Origin of the sequence: Pedobacter sp. UYP1 (genome assembly GCF_040547305.1) — a bacterium.
In the GTDB taxonomy this organism is placed as follows: domain Bacteria; phylum Bacteroidota; class Bacteroidia; order Sphingobacteriales; family Sphingobacteriaceae; genus Pedobacter.
The window spans coordinates 163095-188946 of sequence record NZ_JBEPPL010000002.1 but is presented as its reverse complement, the minus strand read 5'-3'; the positions used below and the strand labels follow the sequence as shown (position 1 = coordinate 188946).

Sequence of the window (25852 nt, the reverse complement as noted above, 5' to 3'; positions counted from 1 at the left end):
TTTAGAGGTCAAAATCTCTTTTCATATTCAAAGCCAGTATGGGTGGCATATTCATGAGATTACGATTTTCTACTACAACGAGTTCATCATCCTTAAAAAGATAATGCGCCAGTAAATAAGATCTGCCCTTTCTTAAATTAAGTTTTTTAGACCAGGCCTGGCCCTCATTATTTTTAGATAACACCAAAATTTCTTTGTCAGCAGAAGTTGTATTGCGGACCATCATATTTCCTGAAAAACTGATATCCAGTGTATCATTTCCCTGTTGCGCTAACCTGACCATTCCATTTTGTCCTAAGCGGATCTTTAATCCATTAAACTCATTTTCATAGGATGGTCTGGATTGATCATAATGAAACACCATTAACTGATCTCTTGAGACACTTTTATGGAAACCAAAGCAATAAAACATAACCAGTAAACTAGCAGCAACCAATAACTTAAAAAGCTTGCTTTTATAAAGCTTTGAATGCTCATACTTTAAATTATCTGCTTTGATCTTAGACCAGACTTCCCCCTTTAAAGGAATGTCATCTCCAGTTAATTCCTCTGCATCGAAATCATCAGTTTCCCCTTCCATCCATTTTTCATAGGTTTCAAGTTCTTCTTCAGAAGCATTGCCCGATAAACATTTTTTTAATAACTCCGGATTCATATAGTGGCCTGCTGATTATAATTATCACAACCTATCTTTATCCCCTATGTCAGGGCAGATAAAGACGATTTATTTTAAGATAATGGATACTTTTCGAGTCCCTTCCGGATAAACTTCAGCGCTTTTGTCAATTGGTTTTCAACTGTTTTTTCAGAGATCAGCAGACTACCTGCAATTTCCTGGTTATTTAACCCTTTTTCTCTGCTTAATACATAGACCGCCTTACAGCGTTCAGGAAGGCAATTGACCAATTTATCAATATCTTCTCTTAAAAACCGGTACAGAACTTCCTGCTCTGTCTGGTTATGATTACTTGCTGTTTGTCTTAACAGCAATTCATCCATCTTTTTTGCCTTGCGGACTTCATCACTATAGACCCGGCTGATCCGGAAACGTACTGCACGAACCAGGTAATTTTCTATCGTATCCTCACTCAGCAGCAAACTATCCTTACGCTGCCAGATAGAGGTGAATACCTCTTGTACTACACCTTCCGCACGATAAGCATCTCCAAGATATTTATAGCTCATTTGATATAATTTTTTCCAATAGCGTTCGTAAATGTGAAAAAAAGACGTTTCATCAATTCTGAGCTGGTTCTTTAAATTATCCGGTGATTGTTCAGACACGATTTATCAGGTGTTTATTGGTCAAAGTTAATATAATTTAGAACGATTCAAAACGACGTAATATGTAACGATTTTATGTAGAACGACATTAAATAACCCATTAAGCTTGTCAGTTGAAATAATTTATAGATTTTTATAGTACATGGAGAACAGAAGAGATTTTATCAAAAAGGCATCTTTATTAACCGGGGCCTTAAGTCTTTCAACAATTTTACCAGGATCAATACAAAGGGCATTAGCCATCGATCCTGAGCTGGGAACAACCTTTTTAGATGCAGAACATATTGTTTTTCTGATGCAGGAAAACAGATCTTTCGATCATGCTTTCGGTTCTTTAAAAGGAGTCCGGGGCTTCAACGACCCCAGGGCAATACGTTTGCCAAATGACTACCCGGTATGGCTGCAAACCAATAAAAAAGGAGAAACTTATGCACCTTTCAGACTAGACCTTAAAGATACCAGGGCAACCTGGATGAACTCTCTGCCACATTCCTGGGAAAATCAGGTCGACGCCCGTAACCATGGCGACTTCAATGGATGGCTTGAAGCCAAAAGATCCGGGAATAAAGATTATGCGGATATGCCACTCACCATGGGCTATTATAACAGGGAAGATATCCCCTTCTATTATGCCCTTGCAGATTCCTTTACCGTTTGCGACCATAGTTTTTGCTCTTCCCTGACTGGTACAAGCCCTAACCGCACCTTTTTCTGGACAGGAAAAATCAGAGAAGAACAAAACGATACCGCTAAAGCTCACCTTGACAATGGAGATATTGATGGATCAGAACGCCTTTCCTGGGGAACTTTTCCAGAACGTCTGTCTGCTCACGGCATAGACTGGAGAATCTATCAGAATGAACTTAGCGCAGGGGTTGGATTTGAAGGAGAGCAAGACGACTGGCTGGGGAACTTTACAGACAATCCGATTGAATTTTTCCAGCAATACCACGTTAAAAGGCACCCTGAACATATTGTATGGTTAAAAAGAGCAACTGCTGATCTAACGGCTAAGCTAAAAGACAAGCCAGATCCGAAGCTGCAAAAGACACTGGAACGCTATCAGAAAGACCTTTCTTTTCTGGAGAGCAACCCCCTTGAGTCCTTAACCCCCGAACAACAAGACTTACATCAAAGAGCATTTACCACGAATAGAAATGATCCTGATTTCCATCAACTGGAATCCATTACCTATCATGACCAGGGCAAAGAAAGAACTACAGCAATCCCTAAGGGAGATGTACTCCATCAGTTTCGCTCAGACGTAGATTCTGGCAAGCTGCCCGCAGTTTCCTGGTTGGTTGCACCATGTAATTTCTCCGATCATCCTGGTGCACCATGGTATGGCGCATGGTATTTATCAGAAGCCATAGATATTTTAACAAAAAATCCTGAAGTCTGGAAAAAGACAATTTTTGTGCTTACTTACGATGAGAATGATGGTTATTTTGACCACGTTCCCCCATTTACAGCCCCTAATCCTAAAGACCCATCCACAGGAATCGTTTCAAAAAGCCTGGATATTGCAGCAGAGTTTGTACAAAAAGGCCAAAGTAAAAGAGAAAGTCCGGTAGGCTTGGGCTTCAGAGTGCCCATGGTTATCGTTTCTCCATGGACACGCGGAGGTTATGTCAACTCACAGGTTTTTGACCATACCTCATCCATTCAATTCTTAGAACACTTTTTAAGTCACAAAACAGGACAGAAGATTCATGAAGAAAACCTGACTTCCTGGCGAAGGAGTTTATGTGGCGACCTGACCTCGGTCTTCAGGCCGTACAATGGAGAAAAGATACCATTGCCAAAAACGATAGAAAGAAAGCCCTTTATCGAAGGAATTCATAAAGCTCAATTTGCTAAGCTACCAGATAACTTTAAAAAATTAAATCAGCAAGCAATTGCTGCGGTCATCAAAAGCACAAAAGGATCTCCGCACCTTCCAGCACAAGAAAGAGGGATTAAGCCAGCCAATGCCATTCCTTATGAAATTTATGCTCATGGAAGACTAAATACAATTAAAACCCAATTTGAACTTTCCCTTACTGCCGGCAATAAATATTTCGGCAAGCAGGCTAGCGGTGCAGGCTTTAACATTTATGCAAAAGACAAAAATTGGTCTTTTACCGCAGCAGCAGGAGACACCCTTACTTATCAATGGCCATTGGATACATTTGATCAACAGCAATATGACCTGAAAATATACAGTGTAAATGGCTTTTTCAGACACTTTATTGGGAATGCCGGCGATCCTGAAATTATGATTTCTCTGCATTATCAGAATGAAAAAGGAAAGATTGATCAATTAAACGGCAATATAATCCTGGAAATTACGCGCCTTAAAAAAGGTGTCCCACTTCAGTTCATCCTTACAGACAACGCTTATCAGCAACAGCAAATTGAGGTTGCAATCGGCGCAAAAGAAATGGTAAACCAAGTTACCCTTGATTTAAAAAACAGCCATAATTGGTATGATTTTACAGTGAAGGCAAAAGGTTATCCTACTTTTAGCCAGCAGTTTGCCGGCCATGTAGAACATTCCAGAGAAAGCTATACAGATCCATTAATGGCAAACATATAATTAAGCTATTTCATTAAAAATTTATATATTAAGAATTCCCCAACTTAACCAAATAACCATTATGAAAAAGCTTTTAGCTTCGTTTGCGGCACTCTGCTTACTTGTCAGTAATCAAACCGTATTTGCACAGACAGAACCCCTTATTTCTCCGCGTCCCTTAACTCTGGAAACAGCCCAGGGAACTTTTCAGCTTAATGCTGCGACAACAATTATTGCGGCTAAAACATTAACCACAGAAGCGAATTATCTAAAGGACAAACTCTTAGCCGCTGCCGGACTAAATGTACAGATCAGCAGCCCATCAAAAGCCGAAAATCATAAAATTATACTTGCACTGGAACAAAACCTATCAGCAACAGCTGGTAAAGAAGGCTACCAACTCACTGTAAATGCTGCAGGTGTCAAAATAACCGCAGCAGATAAGGCTGGTTTATTTTACGGTATTCAAAGTTTGCTGCAATTAATTACACAGCAGGAAAACGGTAAAAATGTAAACATTCCTTTTGTAACTATTCAGGATAAACCACGCTTTAGCTGGCGTGCACTAATGCTCGATGAAGGCCGTCATTTTAAAGGAGAAAAAGTAGTTAAGCAACTATTGGATGATATGGCTATGCTGAAAATGAATGTCTTTCACTGGCACCTGACAGATGATCAGGGGTGGAGAATTGAAATCAAAAAATACCCTGAACTAACAAAGATCGGCTCCAAACGCAAAGATTCACAATTAGCCTGGAGAAGCGAAAAACGTTCAGGAAAACCCCACGAAGGCTTTTATACACAAGAACAGATTAAAGAAGTGGTTCGTTACGCTACCGAAAGACATATTACAGTAGTTCCGGAAATCGAAATGCCGGGTCATGCAACTGCGGCTATAGCCGCCTATCCCTGGTTAGGTACTACAGGAGAAAAAGTAGAAGTCCCGGTTACTTTTGGCAAATTTAAAGACACCTACAACGTAGCCGATCCAAAAGTTTATACCTTTCTGGAAGATGTATTAACTGAAGTTATGGCCCTGTTTCCGTCCAAAGTAATTCACATTGGTGGAGATGAAGTTTTATATGACCAGTGGAAAAGTTCTCCTCAAATACAAGCACTGATGGTTAGAGAAGGCTTAAAATCACCAGCCGATGTACAAATATGGTTTACCAACAAAATATCTAAGTTCATTGCTTCAAAAGGCCGCAGGATGATGGGTTGGAATGAAATTATGGGTGGTAAAGTCCATGAAAATATAGATGAAAAAGAGACGATGGTCAAAGAGAAACTGGATCAGGGAACAATCGTTCATTTTTGGAGAGGCACTACAGATATGATTACCAACGCAGCCTCAAAAGGATATGATCTGGTTAACTCTTATCATATTTACACTTACCTGGACTACGACTACAAAGAAATACCAGTTCAAAAGGCCTATGAGTTTAATCCGATCCCAGAAGGCCTGGATCCTAAATATGATAAACATGTACTAGGCTTAGGCTGTCAGATGTGGAGTGAATTTATTCCGGAAGTTGCAGATATGCAAAAGAAAATTTATCCACGCTTAGCTGCATATGCAGAAGTAGGGTGGACGGATTTATCCCGTAAAGACTATACCTATTTCAAAAATACAATGAAGCTTATTGAAGCGCATTGGAAAGCAGAAGGAGTGGATGTTGCGATCGTTGATTACGATGCTAAGGCCGAAGAAACTAAACAATAAAAAAAGGGGGTAGCTTATCGCTATCCCCTTTTTAATCTATATTTCTTAATAAAAATACTGGATCGGATTTGTATTCACTTCGGTTAAACGAACCGTGAGTTCCGGGAATTTTCTTTGCAGAATATCCACCAGCAAATCAGAAGTGAACTGTTCACTTTCAAAATGTCCGATATCCGCGATAATAAGTTTTCCATCTGCATCAAAAAACTCATGGTACTTAAAATCTGCTGTAATAAAAGCATCAGCACCAGCCGCAATTGCATTTCCCAGCAGAAAACTACCAGAACCTCCGCAAACGGCCACCTTTTTAATTTTCCGGCCTGTATCTTTTGTATGTCTGATCACGCTTACATTCATTCTTGATTTTACAAATCTCAGAAAATCAGCTGCGTCCATTTCTTCTTCCAGCCAGCCGACCATTCCTGATCCAACGGTGTTTAACTTATTTTCCAATGGATAAATGTCATAGGCAACCTCTTCATAAGGATGATTTTCAAGTAATGCAAGCAATACTTTTCTTTCATCCTGTATTAAAAATACAGTTTCAATTCTCACTTCAGGTTCCTGATGCTGCACACCTTGTTGACCAACAAAGGGCTGTGTACCAGCTGAAGCCTTAAACGTACCTACACCTACTGCGTTGAAACTACATTCACTGTAATTCGCAATATTTCCAGCACCCGCAGCAAAAAGAGCTTCTCTTAATCTGGTCACCTGCGCTGTTGGGCAAAAAGTAACCAGTTTTTTCAGAATCCCGTCTTTAGGCGCAAGAATTTTTGGCTGTTTTAAACCCAGGCGTTTGCAAATCACTCCATTCACACCGTTTTGTACACTATCAAGATTCGTATGAATCGCGTATAAAGCAATATTATTCTGAATTGCTTTCACAATGACACGCTCCACATAATTCTTACCCGTAAACTTCTTCAATCCCTTGAAAACAATTGGATGATGCGTAATGATCAGGTTACAATTTCTGGCAATGGCCTCATCAACAATATCTTCAGTACAATCAAGAGCAACTAAAGCACCTGTGATTTCCTGGTTCATATCACCCGTTAGCAAACCCGAATTATCATAATCTTCCTGATAATTTAACGGTGCATAAGCTTCCAGATGTTTAGTAATTACAGCTAATCTCATCATACGTAAAGATACGATAACATTTAATTATTGGGTAATTGCACCCATTTTTGCCATTTGTAAACTTTCAAAAGCCACCTTCTGATTGTATTCAAAAGCCAGGTTTTTATAATTTACCAAATCTATAATTGTTCCGATCATGCATAGACCATAGGTAAAAAAGTAAAGGATTCCCATCCCGATCTGATTAACCAGAAACCTGGATAATCCAGGTACAAAAAATCCCAAAACACAATAAAGTACCATATCATCCGGATTTCTTCTTTTGCTATTGTAGATCATCAGAAATCCATTCAACTGCTGCTCATTAAAACCTGCAGTCATAGATTGCAAGTAAGAAAACTCTTGAGGCGTGATGCCCGGAAGCATCATAAATGGTGAATTGTACATAATATCTCTCCTTATCTTTAATTTATTCTATTCTTATTTTTTTCCCACCCGTACTTTCCAAGTGTAACAATTCTCAAACCGATAATGATTACTGCAGGTATGCCCAACCAGTGCTGATGAATACTTTCATCTAAATTACCATGGAACAATTGCGTAATCGACCTCCCCAGCCCGCAGCCCGGACACCAGTCCAAACCCAGGTTTGCTAAAGGGCAAAAAGTAAAATGATGCACCTGATCATGTCCCTGAGGTTCAGCAATTGCCAGCAGCAATATACCTGTCACCCAGAAAACCAACTCCAGCGGTATACGGTCTAACCAGTTAAGCATCACGGTTTTGAATTTTAGAGTCATAAATGGCCGCATTGTTACATATTAGCAAATCATAAATATTATCTTTGTGAGGTGAACATCCGTGACCTGATCAATAGATATAAAACTGATGAGCGCATCGAAGCGCTTGCAAAGACCCTCAACTCGGGTAAAGGTAATAAACTTCAATTAAAAGGTTTAGTAGGATCTGCCGATGCTACAGTTGCCGTTACCACGTACTTCCTGCTGCATAAGCCACAATTATTTATTCTTCCTGACAGAGAAGAAGCGGCTTATTTCATGGCAGATCTGGAAAGTATACTTGAAAAAGAAGTCTTAATTTTTCCATCTTCTTTCCGTAAAGCCTTTGATTTCACTCAGGTAGATACCGCTAATGTGCTGGCCAGAGCAGAAGTACTCAATGAGCTGAACCACAACTCTTCTTTTGGAAAGATCGTGGTGACCTATCCCGAAGCGCTTGCCGAGAAGGTAATTAACAGAGATGTGCTCGAAAAAAACACCCTTGAAATAAGCTTGGGCGTAAAATTAGGTATTGACTTTATCAACGAGTTTCTTGTTGATTATGATTTTAACCGCACCGATTTTGTCTATGAACCCGGTCAGTTCTCTATTCGTGGTGGTATCGTTGACATTTTCTCTTTTTCTCATGATCTTCCTTACCGGATAGAATTTTTTGGTGATGAAGTAGAGAGCATCCGGACTTTTGAAATAGAAAGCCAGTTGTCCGTAGAAGATGTTAAAACCTTTACTATCATCCCTAACGTACAATCCAAATACTTGACAGAAAGTAATATTAACCTACTGGATTATGTAGAAAATGATACACAGCTCTGGTTTAAAGATGTAGAATTCACTTTGGATGTCATTAAAACCGGTTATAAAAAGGCCGTAGAATTATGGAAAGCACTTCCTGCAAAAGAGAAGCAGGAAAATCTGGACTGGATTGACCCGAAATTTGCCTTTTCTGATGAACGGATGATTGGAGATATTTTACATGATTTCTCTGTCATAGAATTTGGAAAGCAATTCTTCTATAAAACTGATAACGTTTTCCTGTTTGACACTAAACCACAGCCCTCTTTCAACAAGGATTTCAATCTGCTGATCCATAATTTGAAAGAAAACGAGAAAAACGGAATTCATAACTTTATTTCCAGCTCTTCTCCTAAACAAACCGAGAGGTTATACGCTATATTAGACGATATTGATAAAACAGCAAAGTTCGTCCCTGTCAATATTCAGCTAAGAGAAGGCTTTATTGATCCTCAGCAATCTATAGCCTTCTATACCGATCACCAGATCTTTGACAGGTTCTATAAATATAAATTAAAAAGAGGCTATCAGCGTAGTCAGGCTATCACCATGAAAGACCTGAGAGACCTGAAACCTGGTGACTTCGTGACCCATATAGATCATGGTATTGGTAAATATGCCGGCCTTGAAAAGGTCGAAGTCAATGGCAAAACACAAGAGATGATCCGGTTGGTATACGCTGATAATGACTTGCTTTATGTCAATATCAACTCTTTAAACCGTATTGCAAAATACAGTGGAAAAGACGGTACACCACCCAAAATGAATAAACTGGGTACAGAAGCCTGGGATAAACTAAAAAAGACTACAAAAAAAAAAGTTAAAGACATTGCCAGAGACCTGATCAAACTCTATGCTTTGAGAAAATCACAGGTAGGAACCGCATTTGATCCCGATGGCTATCTGGAAACTGAACTGGAAGCTTCCTTCATTTATGAAGACACCCCCGATCAGATGAAAGCCACCAATGATGTCAAAAAAGATATGGAAGCTCCACATCCAATGGACAGGCTGGTTTGTGGTGACGTAGGTTTTGGAAAAACAGAAATAGCCATCAGGGCGGCATTTAAAGCTGTAGCAAACGGCAAACAGGCTGCGGTTCTGGTTCCAACAACGATCCTTGCTTTACAGCATTTCAAAACATTTTCAGGAAGACTAAAAGAGTTTCCGTGCAAAGTAGATTATATTAACCGTTTCAAGACTAATAAACAGATCAAAGAAACACTGGCACAAGTAGAAGAAGGTAAAGTAGACATCATTATCGGAACTCACCGTTTATTGAGTAAAGACGTGAAATTCAAGTCACTCGGTATTATGATTATCGATGAAGAACAGAAATTCGGTGTCTCTGCCAAAGAAAAACTACGCGCCTTGCGTGTGAACGTAGATACGCTTACACTTACCGCTACACCAATACCAAGAACCTTGCATTTTTCGCTGATGGGCGCAAGGGACCTGTCTATTATGAGTACCCCACCGCCAAACAGACAACCAGTTAATACTGAACTTCATGTATTCAATGACAAGCTTATCCAGGAAGCAGTACAGTTTGAACTGGATCGTGGCGGACAAGTATTTTTTATCCATAACCGGGTTAATGACCTGCCACAACTCGGCGGATTAATACAAACACTTGTTCCAAAAGCCCGTATAGGCATCGCTCACGGACAATTAGACGGAGATGCGCTGGAAGATGTCATGTTAGATTTCATCAATGGAGAAAAGGATGTATTGGTAGCCACTACGATTATTGAAGCTGGTCTGGATATCCCAAATGCCAATACTATCATCATTAACCATGCCCACATGTTTGGTTTAAGTGACTTGCACCAGATGCGTGGAAGGGTAGGAAGATCTAATAAAAAAGCTTTCTGTTACCTTTTAAGTCCACCTTTATCCACACTAACCTCCGAAGCAAGAAAACGCTTAAGTGCCATTGAAGAATTTTCTGATCTGGGCAGTGGTTTTAATATTGCCATGCGTGATCTGGATATCCGGGGTAGTGGAAACCTTCTGGGGGCAGAACAAAGCGGATTCATCGCAGAAATAGGTTTTGAGATGTACCATAAGATATTAGATGAAGCGATACAAGAGCTTAAATCTGATGAATTCAAAGAATTATTCAAAGATGACAAGGAGCGCCCCTTCGTTACCTTTACACAAATAGATACAGATCTTGAATTATATATTCCAGATGATTATGTAACCAACATTACAGAGCGATATAACCTCTATACCGAACTTTCGAAACTGGATGACGAATTACAGCTAACTGCTTTTGAAACGTCTTTAAAAGATCGCTTTGGTGCTGTTCCGAAGCCTGTAAAAACCATGTTGAATGTACTGAGGTTACAGTGGACAGCAAAGAAGCTTGGGTTTGAAAAATTAAGCTTTAAAAAAGGGGTATTAAGAGGCTATTTTATTGCCGACAAGCAATCCAATTTCTTCGACTCCCCAATGTTCCATAAAATATTAACCTTCGCGCAGCAGCATCCCCGGATGTGTAACCTGAAAGAAGTTAAAAATACTTTAAGAATTGCTTTTGAAGATCTGAAAACGGTAGATGAAGCGATTCAAATGCTGCAAATGGTTGCAGAATAAATAAACAGGATGAACCCACAACTATTGAACGATCTGGTTACCTTCAGGATGCCTTTTGGCAAATACAAAGACAAAATAATCTGCGACTTACCAGAGTCGTATCTGATCTGGTTTAATAACCAGGGTCTTCCTCCAGGTAAGCTTGGAGAATTGATCGGAACCATGTATGAAATCAGGCTAAACGGACTAGAATATCTGTTAAAACCATTGAGAACAAGATAAATCAAACATAAAATAACTGCTGGATCAATTTATCCAGCGGTTATTTCTTTGATAAAACGCAAACGGCCTCCTTCTAATTTGAAAGTCCATTGCTGCGCAGATTCGCCACAAACTTCTTCCTGATCCGGATGCGCTTCCCTGTATTTGGGATCTGAATTTGTTCCATATTGCAGACTTACAGTATCCCCGTCAATCTGGACTACATAGAAAGAATAACAGCCCTCGTCTTCCACATGCGATTCATTTTCTAATCTGGTCTTATCCTTTAACTCAGCAATATTAACGGCCTTAAAAAGGTCATTAATGCCACCCATTTGAAAGTAATCGTAGATATCATTAAAGTTTTTGATAAAAAGTGTTCTGCTGATCATTCCGCCGTTCGCTTTTCTTACCTGATCAAAGTCTTCATTGACATCAAACATGGACATTGTACTATCAGCCAGTGGAAAATCAAAATACTTTTCAATCTGATTCACATCTTTTGCAATGAAAGCCTGCTGCATCTTTTTCAATTCAGCAATCATCAAAATGCGTTTAGCAGCAAGTGAAGTATCATTTTGTGCTTGCATTCCTTTATTCTTTGTACCGTCTGAACCATTTTTTCCAGCCCCGGATTCTTGAGTACAGCCGGCAGAAACTGCTAATAGAAGCAAAATAAAATAAGCAAATTTATTCATCAGAAATTAATTTAAAACAAGGTACAAATAGGCAAAAACAACAGGCGCCGCAATCAATAACCCATCAAATCTGTCCAGTAAACCACCATGTCCAGGTAAAAGTGTACCCGAATCCTTTGCATTTAAACTTCTTTTAAGCATCGATTCTACCAGATCTCCAAGCGTACCAAAACTTACAATTAAAACAGCCATTCCAGCCCAAACCAAAAATGGTATTTCAGTAAAAAACAAAGAAATTACAAAAGAAACTAAAACACTGGTCAGCATACCGCCAAAGAATCCTTCCCATGTTTTTTTCGGAGAATGACGCTCAAATAACTTATGACTTCCTAGTTTTCTGCCAAATAAGTAAGCACCGGTATCACTAGCCCATAACAAGAGCAAAAAAGCCAGCGGCAAATGATAATTATGTGTTTTGAAATCTTGTATAAACGCTAAAGAATAGAAAAAACAGAAAGGAACGGTCACATAAACAAAGCCTACAAAAGTATAAGCAATATTGCCAAATGGAATCTTATCTTTCTTGTAAAGTTCGCCCAGGAAAACTGCGGAAACCAGCGGGATCAACAACAATAAGTATTTGGTATCAAACTGATACAAATGGTAACCTGCAGTGATTAAAAATATAAATGCACTCACCACCAAACCGATATTCCGATGCGGCCTGATTCCAGATGTTTTGATCAGTTTATAAAATTCTGCCAGAGAAAAAACACTTAAAAACAGGTAAAAGAAAGTAAAAGTCAAGGCCCCCAGAAAAATAGAGCCTAACATCACAATCGTAAAAAAGAAGGCTGTTATTGCTCTGGTTTTCATTCTGTTTCCGTAGATTTTATATAAGTATCCGCAGCATCAAAATCCTTTTGATTCACCAATACTTCAATCACACCGAAAGTCTGATAAGAAGAATCTTTTTTATTCATAATTACCGCAGCAATATCATTTTCTATTAATCCTTGTTTGATAATCTCTGCCGTCACAGGATTTTCTGTGGTATAAACCTTAACCCAATTGTTTTCCATTGCCCGATGTGGTTTTGTTTTTTAAATACTTAAATAAAAATATGCTCAAAATTAAACTAATAACATATGCATACCATGGAAAATTTGAAGAATTATCCGCTTCGGTTAAAGGAATGTTATGCTTTTGCAAATACCAGGCTACACTAACTGCATAGGCGTTGTTCAAAAAGTGCGCCAGCATAGCATACCATAAACTACCCGTCCACCAATAAATGTAACCAAATGCCGCCCCTAAAAATAACCTGGGGAAAAAACCAAAAAACTGAAGATGTATTGCACTGAAAATAAAAGCAGAAATCCAGATAGCCACATGCGGATTCTTGAACATTTTAGTAAATGACCGTTGAATCCCTCCTCTGAACATCAGTTCCTCTCCGATGGCCGGTAGTAAAGCGATGACCAGAATATTTATCAAAAAGTCAGAGATATTCTTCGTTTTTAATAATAAAATTGTCATTTTCATCGCTTCATCCTCCTTACTCCGCATCCAGTTTTCAAGTGGTTTAAGAAATTCCGGAAGCACCATTTTTTGATTAGCCAAACCAACCCACTCCATTAAAGGCATGGAACAAAGCATGATCAAAAAGACTAAAAAAAGAAGAGAAGCCGTTGGTTTTTTAAAACTATAAAAATTACTGATTTTAATCTTTTCAGTCCAGGCAAGCATTAAAGGCGGTAAAATGAACATACAGCCGGTAGTTAAAACCTGTGAAACTTTAAGGACAGCTGCAGAACTGGCATCTCCGCTCATTAAAACGGCAGCATTACTTAAACCATCGGTTCCGTAAACGGCCACTACTACAGCTAAACTTAGAACTGAGCCTATAACTAAACCTAATATCGTATAACACAGAATCATAAGTAGCTGTATATAAGCATCCTTTTCTTCCGCCTCGTTGTAAATGAAATTCATTATTGGGAATAGTTTGTACCTTTGTCTTTTAATTTTGGATTGAAGATAGAAAAATGTCCGTAAAGATAGGAAATATTGACTTGGGAGAATTCCCATTATTGCTGGCACCGATGGAAGATGTAAGCGATCCGCCTTTCCGTTTTGTATGTAAACAAAGTGGTGTGGATATGATGTACACAGAATTCATTTCTTCGGAAGGACTGATACGCGATGCGGCTAAAAGCAGGCAGAAACTTGATATTTTTGAGTACGAAAGACCTATTGGTATTCAGATTTTCGGAAGCGAAATATCAACCATGCACGAAGCTACTGAAATTGCTACCCTGGCCAAACCAGATCTGATTGATATCAATTATGGCTGTCCTGTTAAACAGGTAGCTTGTAAAGGCGCAGGATCAGCTCTTTTGCAGGATATAGATAAAATGGTTAAAATGACTGAAGCTGTAGTCAAAGCCACGCATTTACCAGTTACTGTTAAAACCCGTCTAGGCTGGGATGATAACACTAAAAACGTAGATGAGGTTGCCGAAAGACTACAGGATATTGGTATTCAGGCGCTAACCATTCACGGAAGGACAAGATCGCAAATGTATAAAGGCGAAGCAGACTGGCGGATGATCAGAGATATTAAGAGAAATCCAAGAATCAAAATTCCAGTTTTCGGTAACGGAGACATAGACAGCCCTCAAAAAGCACTCGACTGGCGCAGAGAATTTGAAGTAGATGGAATCATGATCGGCAGAGCTGCAATTGGTTACCCATGGATTTTCAGAGAAATTGCCCATTTCTTCAAAACTGGGGAAAAACTTGCTGGCCCTACAGTTGCAGAAAGAGTTTCAGTCTGCAGAACGCACTTAGATAAATCTATTGCATGGAAAGGACCAAAAGTTGGTATTTTCGAAATGAGACGCCATTATGCCAATTATTTCAAAGGACTACCTGACTTTAAGAACTATAGAATGTTATTGGTCAAAGAAGATAATATTGAAATAATTCATGCTATTTTAGACGAAGTGGCAGATAAATATCATCACCTGCTCCTGGAAGGAGAAATGGCTTGATTTTTGAAAAACACTTAATAAATTAGATTAGAATTTAGATTACAATGGTCACAGCGATTACACAAGGCGTTAAGATTTCGGTAGATACGGTGTATCAGGAAGAATATTCCAATCCTGAGAAAGAACATTTTATGTTTGCTTACCAGATTTCTGTAGAAAATCTGTCAGATTATTCGATACAATTAATGCGCCGTCAATGGTTCATCTTTGATTCCAATGGCACACAAAGGGAGGTAGAAGGAGAAGGCGTTGTTGGCATTCAGCCTGTTATAGAACCAGGAGAAAGCTATTCTTACGTTTCGGGATGTAATTTAACAACAGATATGGGATCGATGTCAGGAAATTACCTGATGCACCGTATTGCAGATGAAAGTGATTTTACAGTCGATATTCCTGAATTTCAATTGATTGTACCTTACCGTCTGAATTAATTTTTATTTCTTCCAAACAACATGGAAGCGTAATATAATAAATTGGACAATGCACCAAGGGCAGCTACTACGTAGGTCATTGCTGCCCACCATAAAGCATCTTTTGCCTGCGCATTTTCTTCATAGCTATGCATTACTACCTGATTATTTTTAAGCCATATTAAAGCTCTTTTACTGGCATCAAATTCAACTGGCAAAGTAATGAAACTAAATATAGTGATCAGCACCAGTCCAGCTACTCCCATTCCAAGCACAAAAGGATTACCCGTAAACCCAATCAGCAAAATACCTATAATCAACACCCATTGTAAAAGATTAGAAGATATACTGACTACAGGAACCATATTAGTTCTGAATTGAAGCCAATAATAGGACTTAGCGTGCTGAACAGCGTGTCCGCATTCGTGAGCAGCTACGGCTGCGGCTGCAACACTTCTTCCATAATATACGTCCGTACTCAAATTAACAGTCTTATCTGCTGGATTATAATGATCGGTTAACTGCCCGTCTGCATTCATCACTCTTACATCATATATACCATTATCATGCAGCATTTTTTCTGCAATTTCATGTCCTGAAAATCCAGAATTCAACTGCATTTCCGCGTACCTCGCAAATTTATGTCTGAACTTCCATTGCACAAAAATGCTTAGAATCAGCATCGGAATTATAAAAAACAAATAGGTTGCCATCTCTTTATATCACATTTTATCCATTGCGCTAAATCAAAAATTGTTCCCATAATCTTGAATTTCAATTATATTTCAATAAAACAGCTATTCTATGATTAAAAAACATTACCATAATTAAAAAACACTCTTAATAATTAATTTATTAATTCTTTATTAAAAAAATACCCTTTTCATTCTTTCAAATAAGGAGCAGATTTTCACTATAAAAACTTTATGTCCCTTAAAAACTTCATAAATAACAGTAATCACGGCTATATAAATACTAAAATAGTTGTTAAAATCGTTTATATTATAGATTTTTGATAAAAATATTAGCAAATGAATATTCTTATTATAGTATTGCTTATCGTAGTCATCATCTTCCTTTTTTTCATTTTATTAAAAAAGCCAGGTGTAATTAATAATCAGACTGATCTTTTATGTTTAAAAGAGGCAGAGCATGAAAAGATTTTAGGGTATTACAAAGAAGAAAAGCAACGCTTAGAAGACGAAATTATTGATTTGCGTACAGGTTTCATGGATGAAAGAAGCCGTGCTGTAAAAGCAGAAGAAATGCTTAAAGCTCAGGTAGACAAACAAACTGAACAGGAAAAATATATAGCAGAGCTGCAACAAAAATTCAAAATGGAATTTGAGCATATCGCAAATCAGATACTTGAGGAGAAAACTTCAAAATTCACGGCAAATAATAAAGCGAACATGGACCTCATTTTAAGCCCGCTGAAGGAGAATATAAAAGCATTCGAAGAAAAGGTCGACCGGGTATACAAAGCGGAGTCAGACGAACGCAATATACTCAAAGGCGTCATTTCACAACTGATGGACCAGAGCAGACAAATACAAGAAGACGCAAATAACCTGACCAAAGCACTAAAAGGAGATAATAAAAAGCAAGGTAACTGGGGAGAAGTAATCCTGGAACGTGTACTGGAACGTTCAGGACTTGTTAAAGACCAGGAATACCGCATACAATCGAGTTTTAGCACCGCGACGGGCAACAGAGTACAACCCGATGTAATTATCGATCTGCCGGAAGATAAACACATTGTTGTCGATTCTAAAGTTTCACTGATTGCTTATGAGAAATATGTCACTGCCGAAACCGAAGAAGAAAGAGAAATATTTGTCAAACAGCATTTACTTTCCTTAAAAAATCATATCCAGGATCTTTCTGGTAAAAATTACCAGGCACTTTATCAGATCAATTCCCCTGATTTTGTATTGCTGTTTATCCCTATAGAATCCTCGTTCGGTATTGCAGTTCAAAAAGACGCTGAACTTTTCAATTATGCCTGGGAAAGAAAAGTAGTGATTGTAAGCCCGTCTACCTTACTCGCTACTCTGCGGACCATTTCGAGCATTTGGAAACAAGAAAGACAGAACCGGAATGTACTGGAAATAGCACGTTTAAGCGGCAGTATGTACGACAAATTTGTTGGTTTTGTAACTGATATGGAGAGTATTGGAAGAAATATCAGGCAGAGTCAGGATGCATACGATAAAGCCATGGGCAAATTAGCTACCGGCTCAGGAAACCTGGCTAATACAGCTGATAAAATAAAAAAGCTGGGTGCAAAAACAACCAAACAAATTGATCGTAAATTTTTGGACCCAGCTTTAATAGAGGATGAAAATCCTATAATTTAAAGGCGTTCCAGCCCTGTGCTTTCAATTCATGAACAACACTTGATTTAGAAATCATTTTACAACCTGAAGCTTTATCAGTGATATGACCAATTACAGTAATATCCACGTCATGCTTTAATTTTGTATAATCTTCCTGCTTGATCGTGAATAACAATTCATAATCTTCGCCACCATTTAATGCACAAACAGTTGGGTCAAGTCCCAGCTCTCTGGCAGTTTCATAAGTCATCGGATCAATTGGAAATTTATCTTCATACAAAGTACAACCTTTTTCAGATTGCTTGCAGATATGCATAATATCAGAAGCTAAACCATCAGAAATATCGATCATTGAAGTAGGTACAATTTTCATCTGAGCCAGCAGATCCACAATGTCTCTTCTGCCTTCAGGCTTCAATTGTCTTTCAATAATATAATCTTTCCCTTCCAGATCAGGTTGAACATCAGGATTTTCCAGGAAAATCTGTTTTTCTCTCTCTAAAATCTGAAGCCCTACATATGCGCCGCCTAAATCACCAGACACACAAATTAAATCACCTTCATTGGCACCGTTTCTATAGCAAATATCTTCTTTAGCTGCATAGCCAATGCTCGTTACACTCAATACTAACCCTTGTTTGCTCGAAGAGGTATCCCCACCAATTAAATCAATATTGAACTTATTACAAGCCAGCTCTATCCCTTTATAAATTTCTTCGACAGCTTCCAATGGAAATTTACTCGAAACTCCAATAGAAACAGTAATTTGAGTAGCTACCCCGTTCATTGCGTAGATATCGCTTAAATTAACCTGGACCGCCTTATATCCCAAGTGCATCAGGGGTACATAAGCCAGGTCAAAATGGATTCCTTCCAGCAATAAATCTGTGGAAATTAAAATTTCCTTATCGCCAGAATGCAATACCGCAGCATCATCACCAATCCCTTTGACACTACTTTCGTGTCTTATTTTAAAATTATTTGTCAGGTGTTCGATCAGACCAAATTCGCCCAATTCACCTAATTCTGTACGTTCTTTATTCTCAAACATATTTTTTTTATAAATATTAACCGCTGGAATTTTCCGTAGGTTTTTACCCCTGTTTCTTAAGTTTTAAAACTTATTAACAGTTGTTAGGAAAGTTTAAAAGCTAACAATTCCTATAAGCCAAGACTTGCCGATATTTCCAGCATTCTTTCAATTGGTTTTCTTGCTTCTCTGATAATATGCTCAGGAACAGTCACTTCTGGTGACCCATTTTTTAAACATAGATATAGTTTTTCCAAAGTATTTCTCTTCATATATGGGCAATCATTACAAGCACAATTATTATTCGGCGGGGCCGGAATAAAAGTTTTTGTCGGATTAGCCTTTTCCATTTGGTGAATTATACCACTTTCTGTAGCTACAATGAATTCTTTCGCATCACTTTTGATGGAATAATTTAACAATCCGGTAGTAGATCCGATATAATCTGCCATTTGTAATACAGCTTCCTCACATTCCGGATGCGCAATAAATTTTGCATTCGGATGACGCTCTTTTAGCTTGGTTATTTTCTCTCTTGAAAATATTTCGTGAACCATACACGCACCATTCCACAAAACCAGATCCCTGCCAGTTTTTTTCGCCACCCAGGCACCCAGATTTTTATCTGGTCCAAAAATAATCTTCTGCTCTTTTGGCAGGCTTTCTACAATTTGAACTGCATTGGTTGAGGTACAAACAATATCACTCATCGCTTTTAGCTCTGCGGTACAATTCACGTAGGTAATTACCAGGTGATCAGGGTATTTTTCTTTAAACTTTTTAAACAAATGTGGCGGACAACTATCTGCTAATGAGCACCCTGCTTTTAAATCTGGTAGTAAAACCCTTTTTTCCGGTGAGAGAATTTTAGCTGTTTCTGCCATAAAATGCACTCCTGCAAAAACAATTACATCTGCCTCTGTTCTGGCTGCTTCCTGAGAAAGCCCCAAACTGTCCCCAATATAGTCAGCAACATCCTGTATATCAGGCTCTTGGTAGTAATGTGCCAGGATTATCGCATTTTTCTCTTTTTTTAATTTTTCAATTTCCGCAAAAAGATCAAGTGTTGGGTCGATACTTTCTTCTACAAATCCTCTTCTGTTCAATTCTTCTAAGGTATCCATTTTCAACGTTTCAATAATTAATAATTATTTAATATAAATAGATTTCTATTGTTTATTAGTGTGTTAGTAATGTTTGTAACTCTGAGCTTTTTATTCGTTTTTATAACTTGTTCTATACTTATCAACAATTAAATTACTTTTTTTTTGAAAAAATCCGCTGATTAACAATTAGATATTTTTAAGATTAAAAACTTATCCATACTCAGATGTTTATTAGTTACTTGGTAGTAAAAAGTTAATAACTCATGCAAAGTTGCTGAAAAATAACTTAAAATATTGTGTCTAATTCTCATTTTACCTTAGCTTTAAACATTCTTAAATAGTTACTCTATTTATTTAGACAAGTAATCAACATATTTCTAACGTTGTTAACAACAAGGCGGATTTAGCACAATTCAATGAAGAATACAGACTTTTTAGTAATAGGATCGGGGATTGCGGGCTTGAGCTTCGCTTTAAAGGCCGCTAAGCATGGTAAAGTTTTAATTATAACAAAATCAAATGAGGATGAATCCAATACAAAATACGCCCAGGGTGGGGTAGCTGTAGTTGTTGATAAAGATGATTCTTTTGAAAAGCATATTCATGATACTTTAATTGCCGGCGATGGACTTTGCGATCCGGCAATTGTGGAAATCGTGGTTAAAGAAGGGCCTCAGCGTATCCAGGAGATCATAGATTACGGAATTAAATTTGACAAGGACCCCGCAGGCGTCTATGATCTTGCGAAGGAAGGAGGACACTCAGAGCACCGAGTTTTACACTATAAAGACGTTACCGGATATGAAATTGAGAGTGTTTTGCTGAAGCAAATTCATGAAAATCCGAACATAGAGATATTAACACATTACTTCTGTTTGGAGTTAATTACCCAACATCACCTTGGTGAGTTTGTTGACAAGAGTACCAAAGTTATTAACTGTTTTGGTGTATATGCCTTTAACACAGAGCTTAACGATGTGGAAAAGATACTAGCAAAGGTAACTGTGCTGGCTTCAGGTGGCGCTGGTCATGTGTATTCCAGCACCACAAATCCAGTAATTGCAACAGGAGATGGGATGGCAATGGTTTACCGTGCAAAGGGAAAATTGAGGAATATGGAGTTCATTCAGTTTCATCCTACCGCTTTATATAACCCTGGGGAGTATCCATCCTTCCTGATATCGGAAGCTGTAAGGGGCTTTGGAGGCGTTCTGAGGCGTAAGAATGGGGATGAATTTATGTACGAATATGATGAAAGAGGGTCATTGGCGCCACGTGATATTGTGGCTAGAGCAATAGATTCTGAGATGAAAAAATCGGGTGAAGATTTCGTTTATCTGGACATCAGGCATCGTTCAAAGACTGACATTTTGACACACTTTCCAAATATTTATGCGAAGTGTTTATCTATAGGTATAGACATGACTAAAGATTTAATTCCGGTTACTCCAGCTGCACATTATATGTGTGGTGGAATTTTAGTCGATGAATTCGGAAAATCTTCTATTCATAATTTATATGCTTGCGGTGAATGTTCTTCAACAGGTTTGCATGGTGCAAACCGGTTAGCTTCAAATTCGTTACTGGAAGCTCCTGTTTTTGCACATCGCATTTATCTGGATGCTATAGAAAAATTTAAAGACAGCGTTATTCCTGAAAATATTCCGGAATGGAACGATCATGGAGTTATTCAATCTGATGAAGATATTCTGGTCACACACAACCTGCGCGAAACTCAGAAATTAATGAGCGATTATGTAGGAATTGTGCGTTCAGATTTTAGACTGGACAGAGCAATGAGACGTTTATTTTTACTGCATGAAGAAACTGAAGAATTTTACAAAGCCAATAAAGTTTCTGTTAAATTGTGTGAATTGAGAAACGTTATACAAGTTGCTTTTACAGTGATAAAATCTGCGATGGCAAGAAAAGAAAGCAGGGGTTTACATTATACTACAGATTACCCTGGCCATGCGGAAGAATTAATTGATACTATTTTTTAATATATATAGAATATGCCCGTTATTTTACCGGTTTTAGATAAACATCCCAAATGGGGAGATAATTGTTTTATTGCGCCAAATGCAACTATAGTAGGGGATGTCACTATCGGAACGAATTGTTCTGTATGGTTTAATGCAGTAATACGAGGAGATGTAAACACGATTACTATCGGAAATGATAGTAACATTCAGGATGGTGCAGTCATTCATGCTACTTATCTCAAAGCAGCAACTACTATTGGAAACAGGGTCTCAGTGGGTCATAATGCAATTGTACATGGCTGTATCCTTAAAGACCATGTTTTAATTGGTATGGGTGCCATTATTATGGATAATGCTGTGGTAGAAGAATATTGTATTATTGGTGCAGGATCAGTTGTATTGGAAAATACAATTTGTGAAACTGGTTTTCTCTATGCAGGAACACCTGCAAAAAAAATAAAGCCCATTACTGAAGAGCAACGGGCTTTATTAAATAAGTTACCAGATAACTATATTATGTATTCAGACTGGTTCAGATAAGCTATTTTTCTTTAGGTAGTGTAATCGTCTCATTTCTATCCCAGTTAGCCCGTATAGAGAGCTCTTTAGGCTCATTATAAATGGTCTCTGGCTGTATGCCCAACTTTACATTACCAGTGTCCCAGATGCCATTTTTATTGGTGTCATAAATGATCCTGATAAAGTATCTTCCGGCTCTGTAATTCGCGAATTTTACGGTGGTGTCTCTGGATACCACCAGATTATTTACCAATGCTTTAGCTTCGTTGGTAATTTCCAGGAGATACTGCTTATTAGGTTCAGGAACAATTATTTTTACTTGTAAAGTTCCGTAATCGTCCTTCTTTGCCAGCTGGAATTTCTTTAAAAACTCTTTACTTTTTGTCGCAAACAGCCCGGTAAAAGCACCATCACCAAACTTGATTTCATAAATGTTATTTGCTTGCCAGGGGTACATGATATGGTAAGCCAGGAAGTTTGCACTATCCTTAACCACTGTGAAATTTGTCTTCACCACAGAATCTTCCATCAGAATTATTTTTGATGGATCTACGGCCTCAATAGGCATCCCAAATGTCAAAGTAAATGGCTTATTCGGATTGATTAAATTGGTTTCGATATTATCCGTTGCAACAACAGTTCTTTTATATGTATCTTTTTTACCCCTGTTAAAAGTAACTGTTTGCAGTAATTTTCCCTCATTAGTGACACTTACTTTTGCAGAATCAAAGCTTAAATCTGCTAACCAAACCTTTACGGAATCACCATTTTTATTGAATTTAACTAATTTAGTGGCGTCCAGATTTTTAGGTTCCGTCACTACAATTTCTGGGTTTTTTAGTTTCTGATTGAAGTTCATCGAAATACTTCCATCTGCATTTAGCCTTCTATCATTGATCCTGAAAAGTATTGCGTCTTCTTTAAAGACCAGCATATTTACATTTTGGGTATCTTTTTTCAGAACCAGAGGTTCTTTAACAAAACCAATTTCATCAGAACTTTGCTGGTAAATCTTATCACTGCTTTGTTCTTTCAGTGCATAAACTTTATAAGTATCTGCTCTTAAATTATTGATTTTATAATTCCCGCTACTGTCCGTTAACGTATAAATTGAAGCTTTCTTTTTTCCGAAAATACTATCCCTTGATAGGGGCAGAACAAAAGCGACACCTTCGATCAGCGGCTTACCTGTTTGTGATTCTTTGATGTTACCTGAAATACTCAGAGAATCCAGAGAAGCTCCGGTTGAAAAAACATAAGTCAGGTTTTTAATCACATTGCCTTCATTCACATCACCAACTGCCTTACCAAAATTAAGCGTATAGGTCGTGTTCTTTTCCAGAGAATCTGTGAAAGTAATTTCCAGTGACTTATCCTTAATTTTTAAAGTGGGCATCACCTCAACGTCCGGAGAAATCGAGAACTGCTTATATTGATCAGTCAATTTGAAATACTCATCAAACTGGATAATGATTTTCTTGGCCTTAAAATTTCTGGTTAAATTTTTTGGGGTCATAGAAAGCACCTTTGGCGGAGTTTTATCTTTTGGGCCTCCCTGAGGGCCCGGTCCAATGCTCGCGCAACCATAAATCAGGGAAATTCCTGAAAATGTATAAAATAAACTCCTTGCAATCTTTAATAAGCTGTTTTTGGCCATTTATGTGCGATGTAATAGAATCTTTAACCTTTTTAATAACTATAATGTAAAAAGTCTGAAAGCTTCTTATATCGCTTTAAAATAAGCTGCTTTCAGACTGTGTTATTCTTGTTTGTAATTAGTTGATTGTCAATTAATTATATTTTATTTGCTAATGTGTACCATCAAAACTGAAATGTCTGAAGGAGAAACCCCCGAAATTCGTGATGCTTGTCCTAATGTACGTGGTTTTATCTTCAATAATTTCTCTCTGGCCTCTTTTGACAGCGACCCTAACGATGAATAATCAAAATCCGGATTGATATCTTTGTCTTCCATCTTTTGCATTTTGTTGACGATCTCCTGTTCTTTTAGAAAGTAACTTTCATATTTCACTTTGATCTCAGCTTGTTCAATAGTTTCCTGATCGAATGGAGCTAAGTATTCATCAAGACTTTTACTCACCTTTCTCAGGTCGTCAATTCCAACCTGAGGCCTGCCAAGTACACTGACAATTTTAACATTTTGTGCTAAAGGTGTTGAACCTAAAGTTTCCAGCATGTCATTAGCTTCAGTCATTTCGATTCCTTGTTTGCGGGTGAAAGCAACGATATTATCTGAGTTCGAAATTTTCTGATGAACAATGGCCAGGCGCTCGTCACTAATTAGTCCTAAAGCATGACCAATAGGGGAGAGCCTGATATCTGCATTATCCTGACGCAGCAATAATCTGTGCTCAGCTCTGGAAGTAAACATGCGATATGGCTCTTCAGTTCCTTTAGTTACCAGGTCATCAATTAAAACACCTATATAGGATTCTGAACGTTTCATAATTAATGGCGCTTTCTCATTAATTTTTAAGTGCGCATTAATTCCGGCAATGAATCCCTGGCTCGCTGCTTCTTCATAACCTGTAGTTCCATTAATTTGTCCGGCGAAATACAGATTCTCAATTAACTTAGTTTCTAAGGTTAAAGATAACTGGGTAGGTGGGAAGTAATCGTATTCAATTGCATATCCTGGTCTGAACATCTTTGCATTTTCAAATCCTGGTATTTGGATCAAAGCTCTGTATTGAACATCTTCAGGCAGTGAAGTCGAAAAGCCGTTTACATAAATCTCACAAGTATTCCATCCTTCAGGTTCTACAAAAATCTGATGTCTGTCTCTTTCAGCAAACCTGTTAATTTTATCTTCTATAGAAGGACAGTATCTTGGGCCAAGACCTTTAATTCTACCCGTAAACATTGGTGATTTTTCGAAACCTTCTTTTAAGGTTTCGTGAACATTACTATTGGTATAAGTAATCCAGCAACATCTTTTTTCTGTTGGTCTTTCTACATTGGTGTAAGAGAATCTTCCTGGATTTTCATCTCCCCATTGTTCTTCCATTAACGAATAATTCAAAGATCTTCCGTCCACGCGTGGGGGAGTTCCTGTCTTCATTCTGCCAGCTTCAAATCCAATTGAAGTTAGTTGTTCTGTAATTCCTGTAGCTGCTTTTTCACCAGTACGGCCACCACCAAATTTCTTTTCACCAATATGGATCAAACCATTCAGAAAAGTACCATTTGTTAAAACAACACTTTTAGCTTTTATCTCTACACCAATGGAAGTTTTAACTCCAGTTACTTTGTTATTTTCAATGATCAGACTGCTGACCATATCTTGCCAGAAATCAACATTTGGTGTACGCTCTAAAGCAAGTCTCCATTCTTCCGCAAATCGTTTCCTGTCGTTTTGTGCACGTGGGCTCCACATCGCCGGGCCCTTAGATAAATTCAGCATTCTAAACTGTAAAGTAGTCTTATCGCTGATGATTCCGGAGTAACCACCCATGGCATCAATCTCTCTTACAATTTGTCCTTTTGCCACACCACCCATAGCGGGATTGCAGCTCATCTGCGCAATTGTCTCCATATTCATGGTGACTAATAAAACGGAAGATCCCATGTTTGCTGCTGCCGCTGCTGCTTCACAACCCGCGTGTCCGGCACCAACAACAATCACATCATATTCTTTAAACATCTTATTTTGTATTTATGTTCCACGTGAAACAAGGTCTGTAATTCTTGTTCTGGAGCCCTGG

At 38.1% G+C, this 25852-nt stretch carries 23 protein-coding genes; 9 read left to right on the top strand and 14 right to left on the bottom strand.

The features are described 5' to 3' along the window. Position 1: 1 nt before the first annotated feature. Together ABIB30_RS04800 and ABIB30_RS04795 are read right to left on the bottom strand one after the other, a co-directional pair. Positions 2-655 (bottom strand): hypothetical protein, encoded by a 654-nt coding sequence (locus ABIB30_RS04800; protein ID WP_354299722.1) that lies wholly within the window; start codon positions 653-655, stop codon positions 2-4. A 74-nt stretch (positions 656-729) separates the two neighbouring features. Further along, entirely contained in the window at positions 730-1284 is a 555-nt protein-coding gene (locus tag ABIB30_RS04795; RefSeq protein WP_354299719.1) for an RNA polymerase sigma-70 factor, read from the bottom strand. A gap of 142 nt (positions 1285-1426) precedes the next feature. Between ABIB30_RS04795 and ABIB30_RS04790 the strand changes: the two genes are divergently transcribed. Continuing rightward, the gene (locus ABIB30_RS04790) at positions 1427-3862 is read left to right on the top strand and encodes a phosphocholine-specific phospholipase C (RefSeq protein WP_354299716.1); all 2436 of its coding nucleotides are present in this window, start codon (positions 1427-1429) and stop codon (positions 3860-3862) included. 61 nt (positions 3863-3923) lie between these two features. Next, on the top strand, positions 3924-5564 hold the full coding sequence (locus ABIB30_RS04785; RefSeq protein WP_354299714.1) for a beta-N-acetylhexosaminidase: 1641 nt from the start codon (positions 3924-3926) through the stop codon (positions 5562-5564). A gap of 45 nt (positions 5565-5609) precedes the next feature. Here the strand turns inward: ABIB30_RS04785 and ABIB30_RS04780 are convergent, their stop codons facing one another. From ABIB30_RS04780 to ABIB30_RS04770, 3 genes are read right to left on the bottom strand one after another with little or no spacing between them, the layout of a single operon-like run. Next, positions 5610-6707, bottom strand: a complete 1098-nt coding sequence (locus ABIB30_RS04780) for a Nif3-like dinuclear metal center hexameric protein (RefSeq protein ID WP_354300779.1) — start codon at positions 6705-6707, stop codon at positions 5610-5612. A 27-nt stretch (positions 6708-6734) separates the two neighbouring features. After that, entirely contained in the window at positions 6735-7097 is a 363-nt protein-coding gene (locus ABIB30_RS04775) for a TM2 domain-containing protein (protein WP_068404691.1), read from the bottom strand. A 17-nt stretch (positions 7098-7114) separates the two neighbouring features. Then, on the bottom strand, positions 7115-7450 hold the full coding sequence (locus ABIB30_RS04770) for a DUF2752 domain-containing protein (protein ID WP_354299711.1): 336 nt from the start codon (positions 7448-7450) through the stop codon (positions 7115-7117). A gap of 51 nt (positions 7451-7501) precedes the next feature. Between ABIB30_RS04770 and mfd the strand changes: the two genes are divergently transcribed. Both mfd and ABIB30_RS04760 read left to right on the top strand, forming a co-directional pair. Continuing rightward, positions 7502-10843: a transcription-repair coupling factor gene (mfd, locus tag ABIB30_RS04765; protein ID WP_354299709.1), complete on the top strand. Its 3342-nt coding sequence runs from the start codon at positions 7502-7504 to the stop codon at positions 10841-10843. 9 nt (positions 10844-10852) lie between these two features. Further along, complete coding sequence (locus ABIB30_RS04760; RefSeq protein ID WP_354299707.1) at positions 10853-11065, top strand: DUF3820 family protein; 213 nt, start codon at positions 10853-10855, stop codon at positions 11063-11065. A gap of 29 nt (positions 11066-11094) precedes the next feature. On the opposite strand, the gene ABIB30_RS04755 is transcribed toward ABIB30_RS04760, so the two are convergent. The 4 genes from ABIB30_RS04755 to ABIB30_RS04740 are packed head-to-tail and all read right to left on the bottom strand — an operon-like array spanning position 11095 to position 13677. Then, positions 11095-11742, bottom strand: a complete 648-nt coding sequence (locus ABIB30_RS04755) for a hypothetical protein (RefSeq protein WP_354299705.1) — start codon at positions 11740-11742, stop codon at positions 11095-11097. Between the two features lie 6 nt (positions 11743-11748). Continuing rightward, positions 11749-12558 carry a phosphatidate cytidylyltransferase gene (locus ABIB30_RS04750; RefSeq protein WP_111632777.1) on the bottom strand — a complete coding sequence of 270 codons (810 nt, stop codon included), beginning with the start codon at positions 12556-12558 and terminating at the stop codon, positions 11749-11751. Then, positions 12555-12764 (bottom strand): putative signal transducing protein, encoded by a 210-nt coding sequence (locus ABIB30_RS04745; RefSeq protein ID WP_068404701.1) that lies wholly within the window; start codon positions 12762-12764, stop codon positions 12555-12557. Before ABIB30_RS04745 ends, ABIB30_RS04750 begins: the two co-directional genes overlap by 4 nt. Further along, a complete protein-coding gene (locus ABIB30_RS04740) occupies positions 12745-13677 on the bottom strand; it encodes a CPBP family intramembrane glutamic endopeptidase (protein ID WP_354299702.1) in 933 nt (310 codons plus the stop codon). Before ABIB30_RS04740 ends, ABIB30_RS04745 begins: the two co-directional genes overlap by 20 nt. 53 nt (positions 13678-13730) lie before the next feature. On the opposite strand from ABIB30_RS04740, the gene dusB reads away from it, so the two are divergent. Together dusB and apaG are read left to right on the top strand one after the other, a co-directional pair. After that, complete coding sequence (gene dusB / locus ABIB30_RS04735; RefSeq protein WP_354299700.1) at positions 13731-14738, top strand: tRNA dihydrouridine synthase DusB; 1008 nt, start codon at positions 13731-13733, stop codon at positions 14736-14738. 44 nt (positions 14739-14782) lie between these two features. Then, entirely contained in the window at positions 14783-15169 is a 387-nt protein-coding gene (apaG, locus tag ABIB30_RS04730) for a Co2+/Mg2+ efflux facilitator ApaG/CorD (protein WP_354299698.1), read from the top strand. On the opposite strand, the gene ABIB30_RS04725 is transcribed toward apaG, so the two are convergent. Beyond that, a complete protein-coding gene (locus ABIB30_RS04725; protein WP_354299696.1) occupies positions 15166-15861 on the bottom strand; it encodes a zinc metallopeptidase in 696 nt (231 codons plus the stop codon). The two genes, apaG and ABIB30_RS04725, sit on opposite strands and share 4 nt — an antisense overlap. A 318-nt stretch (positions 15862-16179) precedes the next feature. On the opposite strand from ABIB30_RS04725, the gene ABIB30_RS04720 reads away from it, so the two are divergent. Further along, on the top strand, positions 16180-17508 hold the full coding sequence (locus tag ABIB30_RS04720; RefSeq protein WP_354299694.1) for a DNA recombination protein RmuC: 1329 nt from the start codon (positions 16180-16182) through the stop codon (positions 17506-17508). Here the strand turns inward: ABIB30_RS04720 and thiL are convergent. Together thiL and nadA are read right to left on the bottom strand one after the other, a co-directional pair. Further along, positions 17498-18538 (bottom strand): thiamine-phosphate kinase, encoded by a 1041-nt coding sequence (gene thiL, locus ABIB30_RS04715; protein WP_354299692.1) that lies wholly within the window; start codon positions 18536-18538, stop codon positions 17498-17500. The genes ABIB30_RS04720 and thiL overlap by 11 nt on opposite strands. A gap of 110 nt (positions 18539-18648) precedes the next feature. Next, a complete protein-coding gene (gene nadA, locus ABIB30_RS04710) occupies positions 18649-19641 on the bottom strand; it encodes a quinolinate synthase NadA (RefSeq protein ID WP_354299690.1) in 993 nt (330 codons plus the stop codon). Between the two features lie 398 nt (positions 19642-20039). On the opposite strand from nadA, the gene nadB reads away from it, so the two are divergent. Further along, complete coding sequence (nadB, locus tag ABIB30_RS04705) at positions 20040-21626, top strand: L-aspartate oxidase (RefSeq protein WP_354299688.1); 1587 nt, start codon at positions 20040-20042, stop codon at positions 21624-21626. A gap of 12 nt (positions 21627-21638) precedes the next feature. Beyond that, complete coding sequence (locus ABIB30_RS04700) at positions 21639-22148, top strand: gamma carbonic anhydrase family protein (protein ID WP_354299686.1); 510 nt, start codon at positions 21639-21641, stop codon at positions 22146-22148. 1 nt (position 22149) lies between these two features. Here the strand turns inward: ABIB30_RS04700 and ABIB30_RS04695 are convergent, their stop codons facing one another. Together ABIB30_RS04695 and mnmG are read right to left on the bottom strand one after the other, a co-directional pair. Continuing rightward, positions 22150-23784 (bottom strand): Ig-like domain-containing domain, encoded by a 1635-nt coding sequence (locus ABIB30_RS04695; protein WP_354299683.1) that lies wholly within the window; start codon positions 23782-23784, stop codon positions 22150-22152. Between the two features lie 144 nt (positions 23785-23928). Next, positions 23929-25791 carry a tRNA uridine-5-carboxymethylaminomethyl(34) synthesis enzyme MnmG gene (gene mnmG, locus ABIB30_RS04690; RefSeq protein ID WP_354299681.1) on the bottom strand — a complete coding sequence of 621 codons (1863 nt, stop codon included), beginning with the start codon at positions 25789-25791 and terminating at the stop codon, positions 23929-23931. Positions 25792-25852 lie beyond the last annotated feature (61 nt).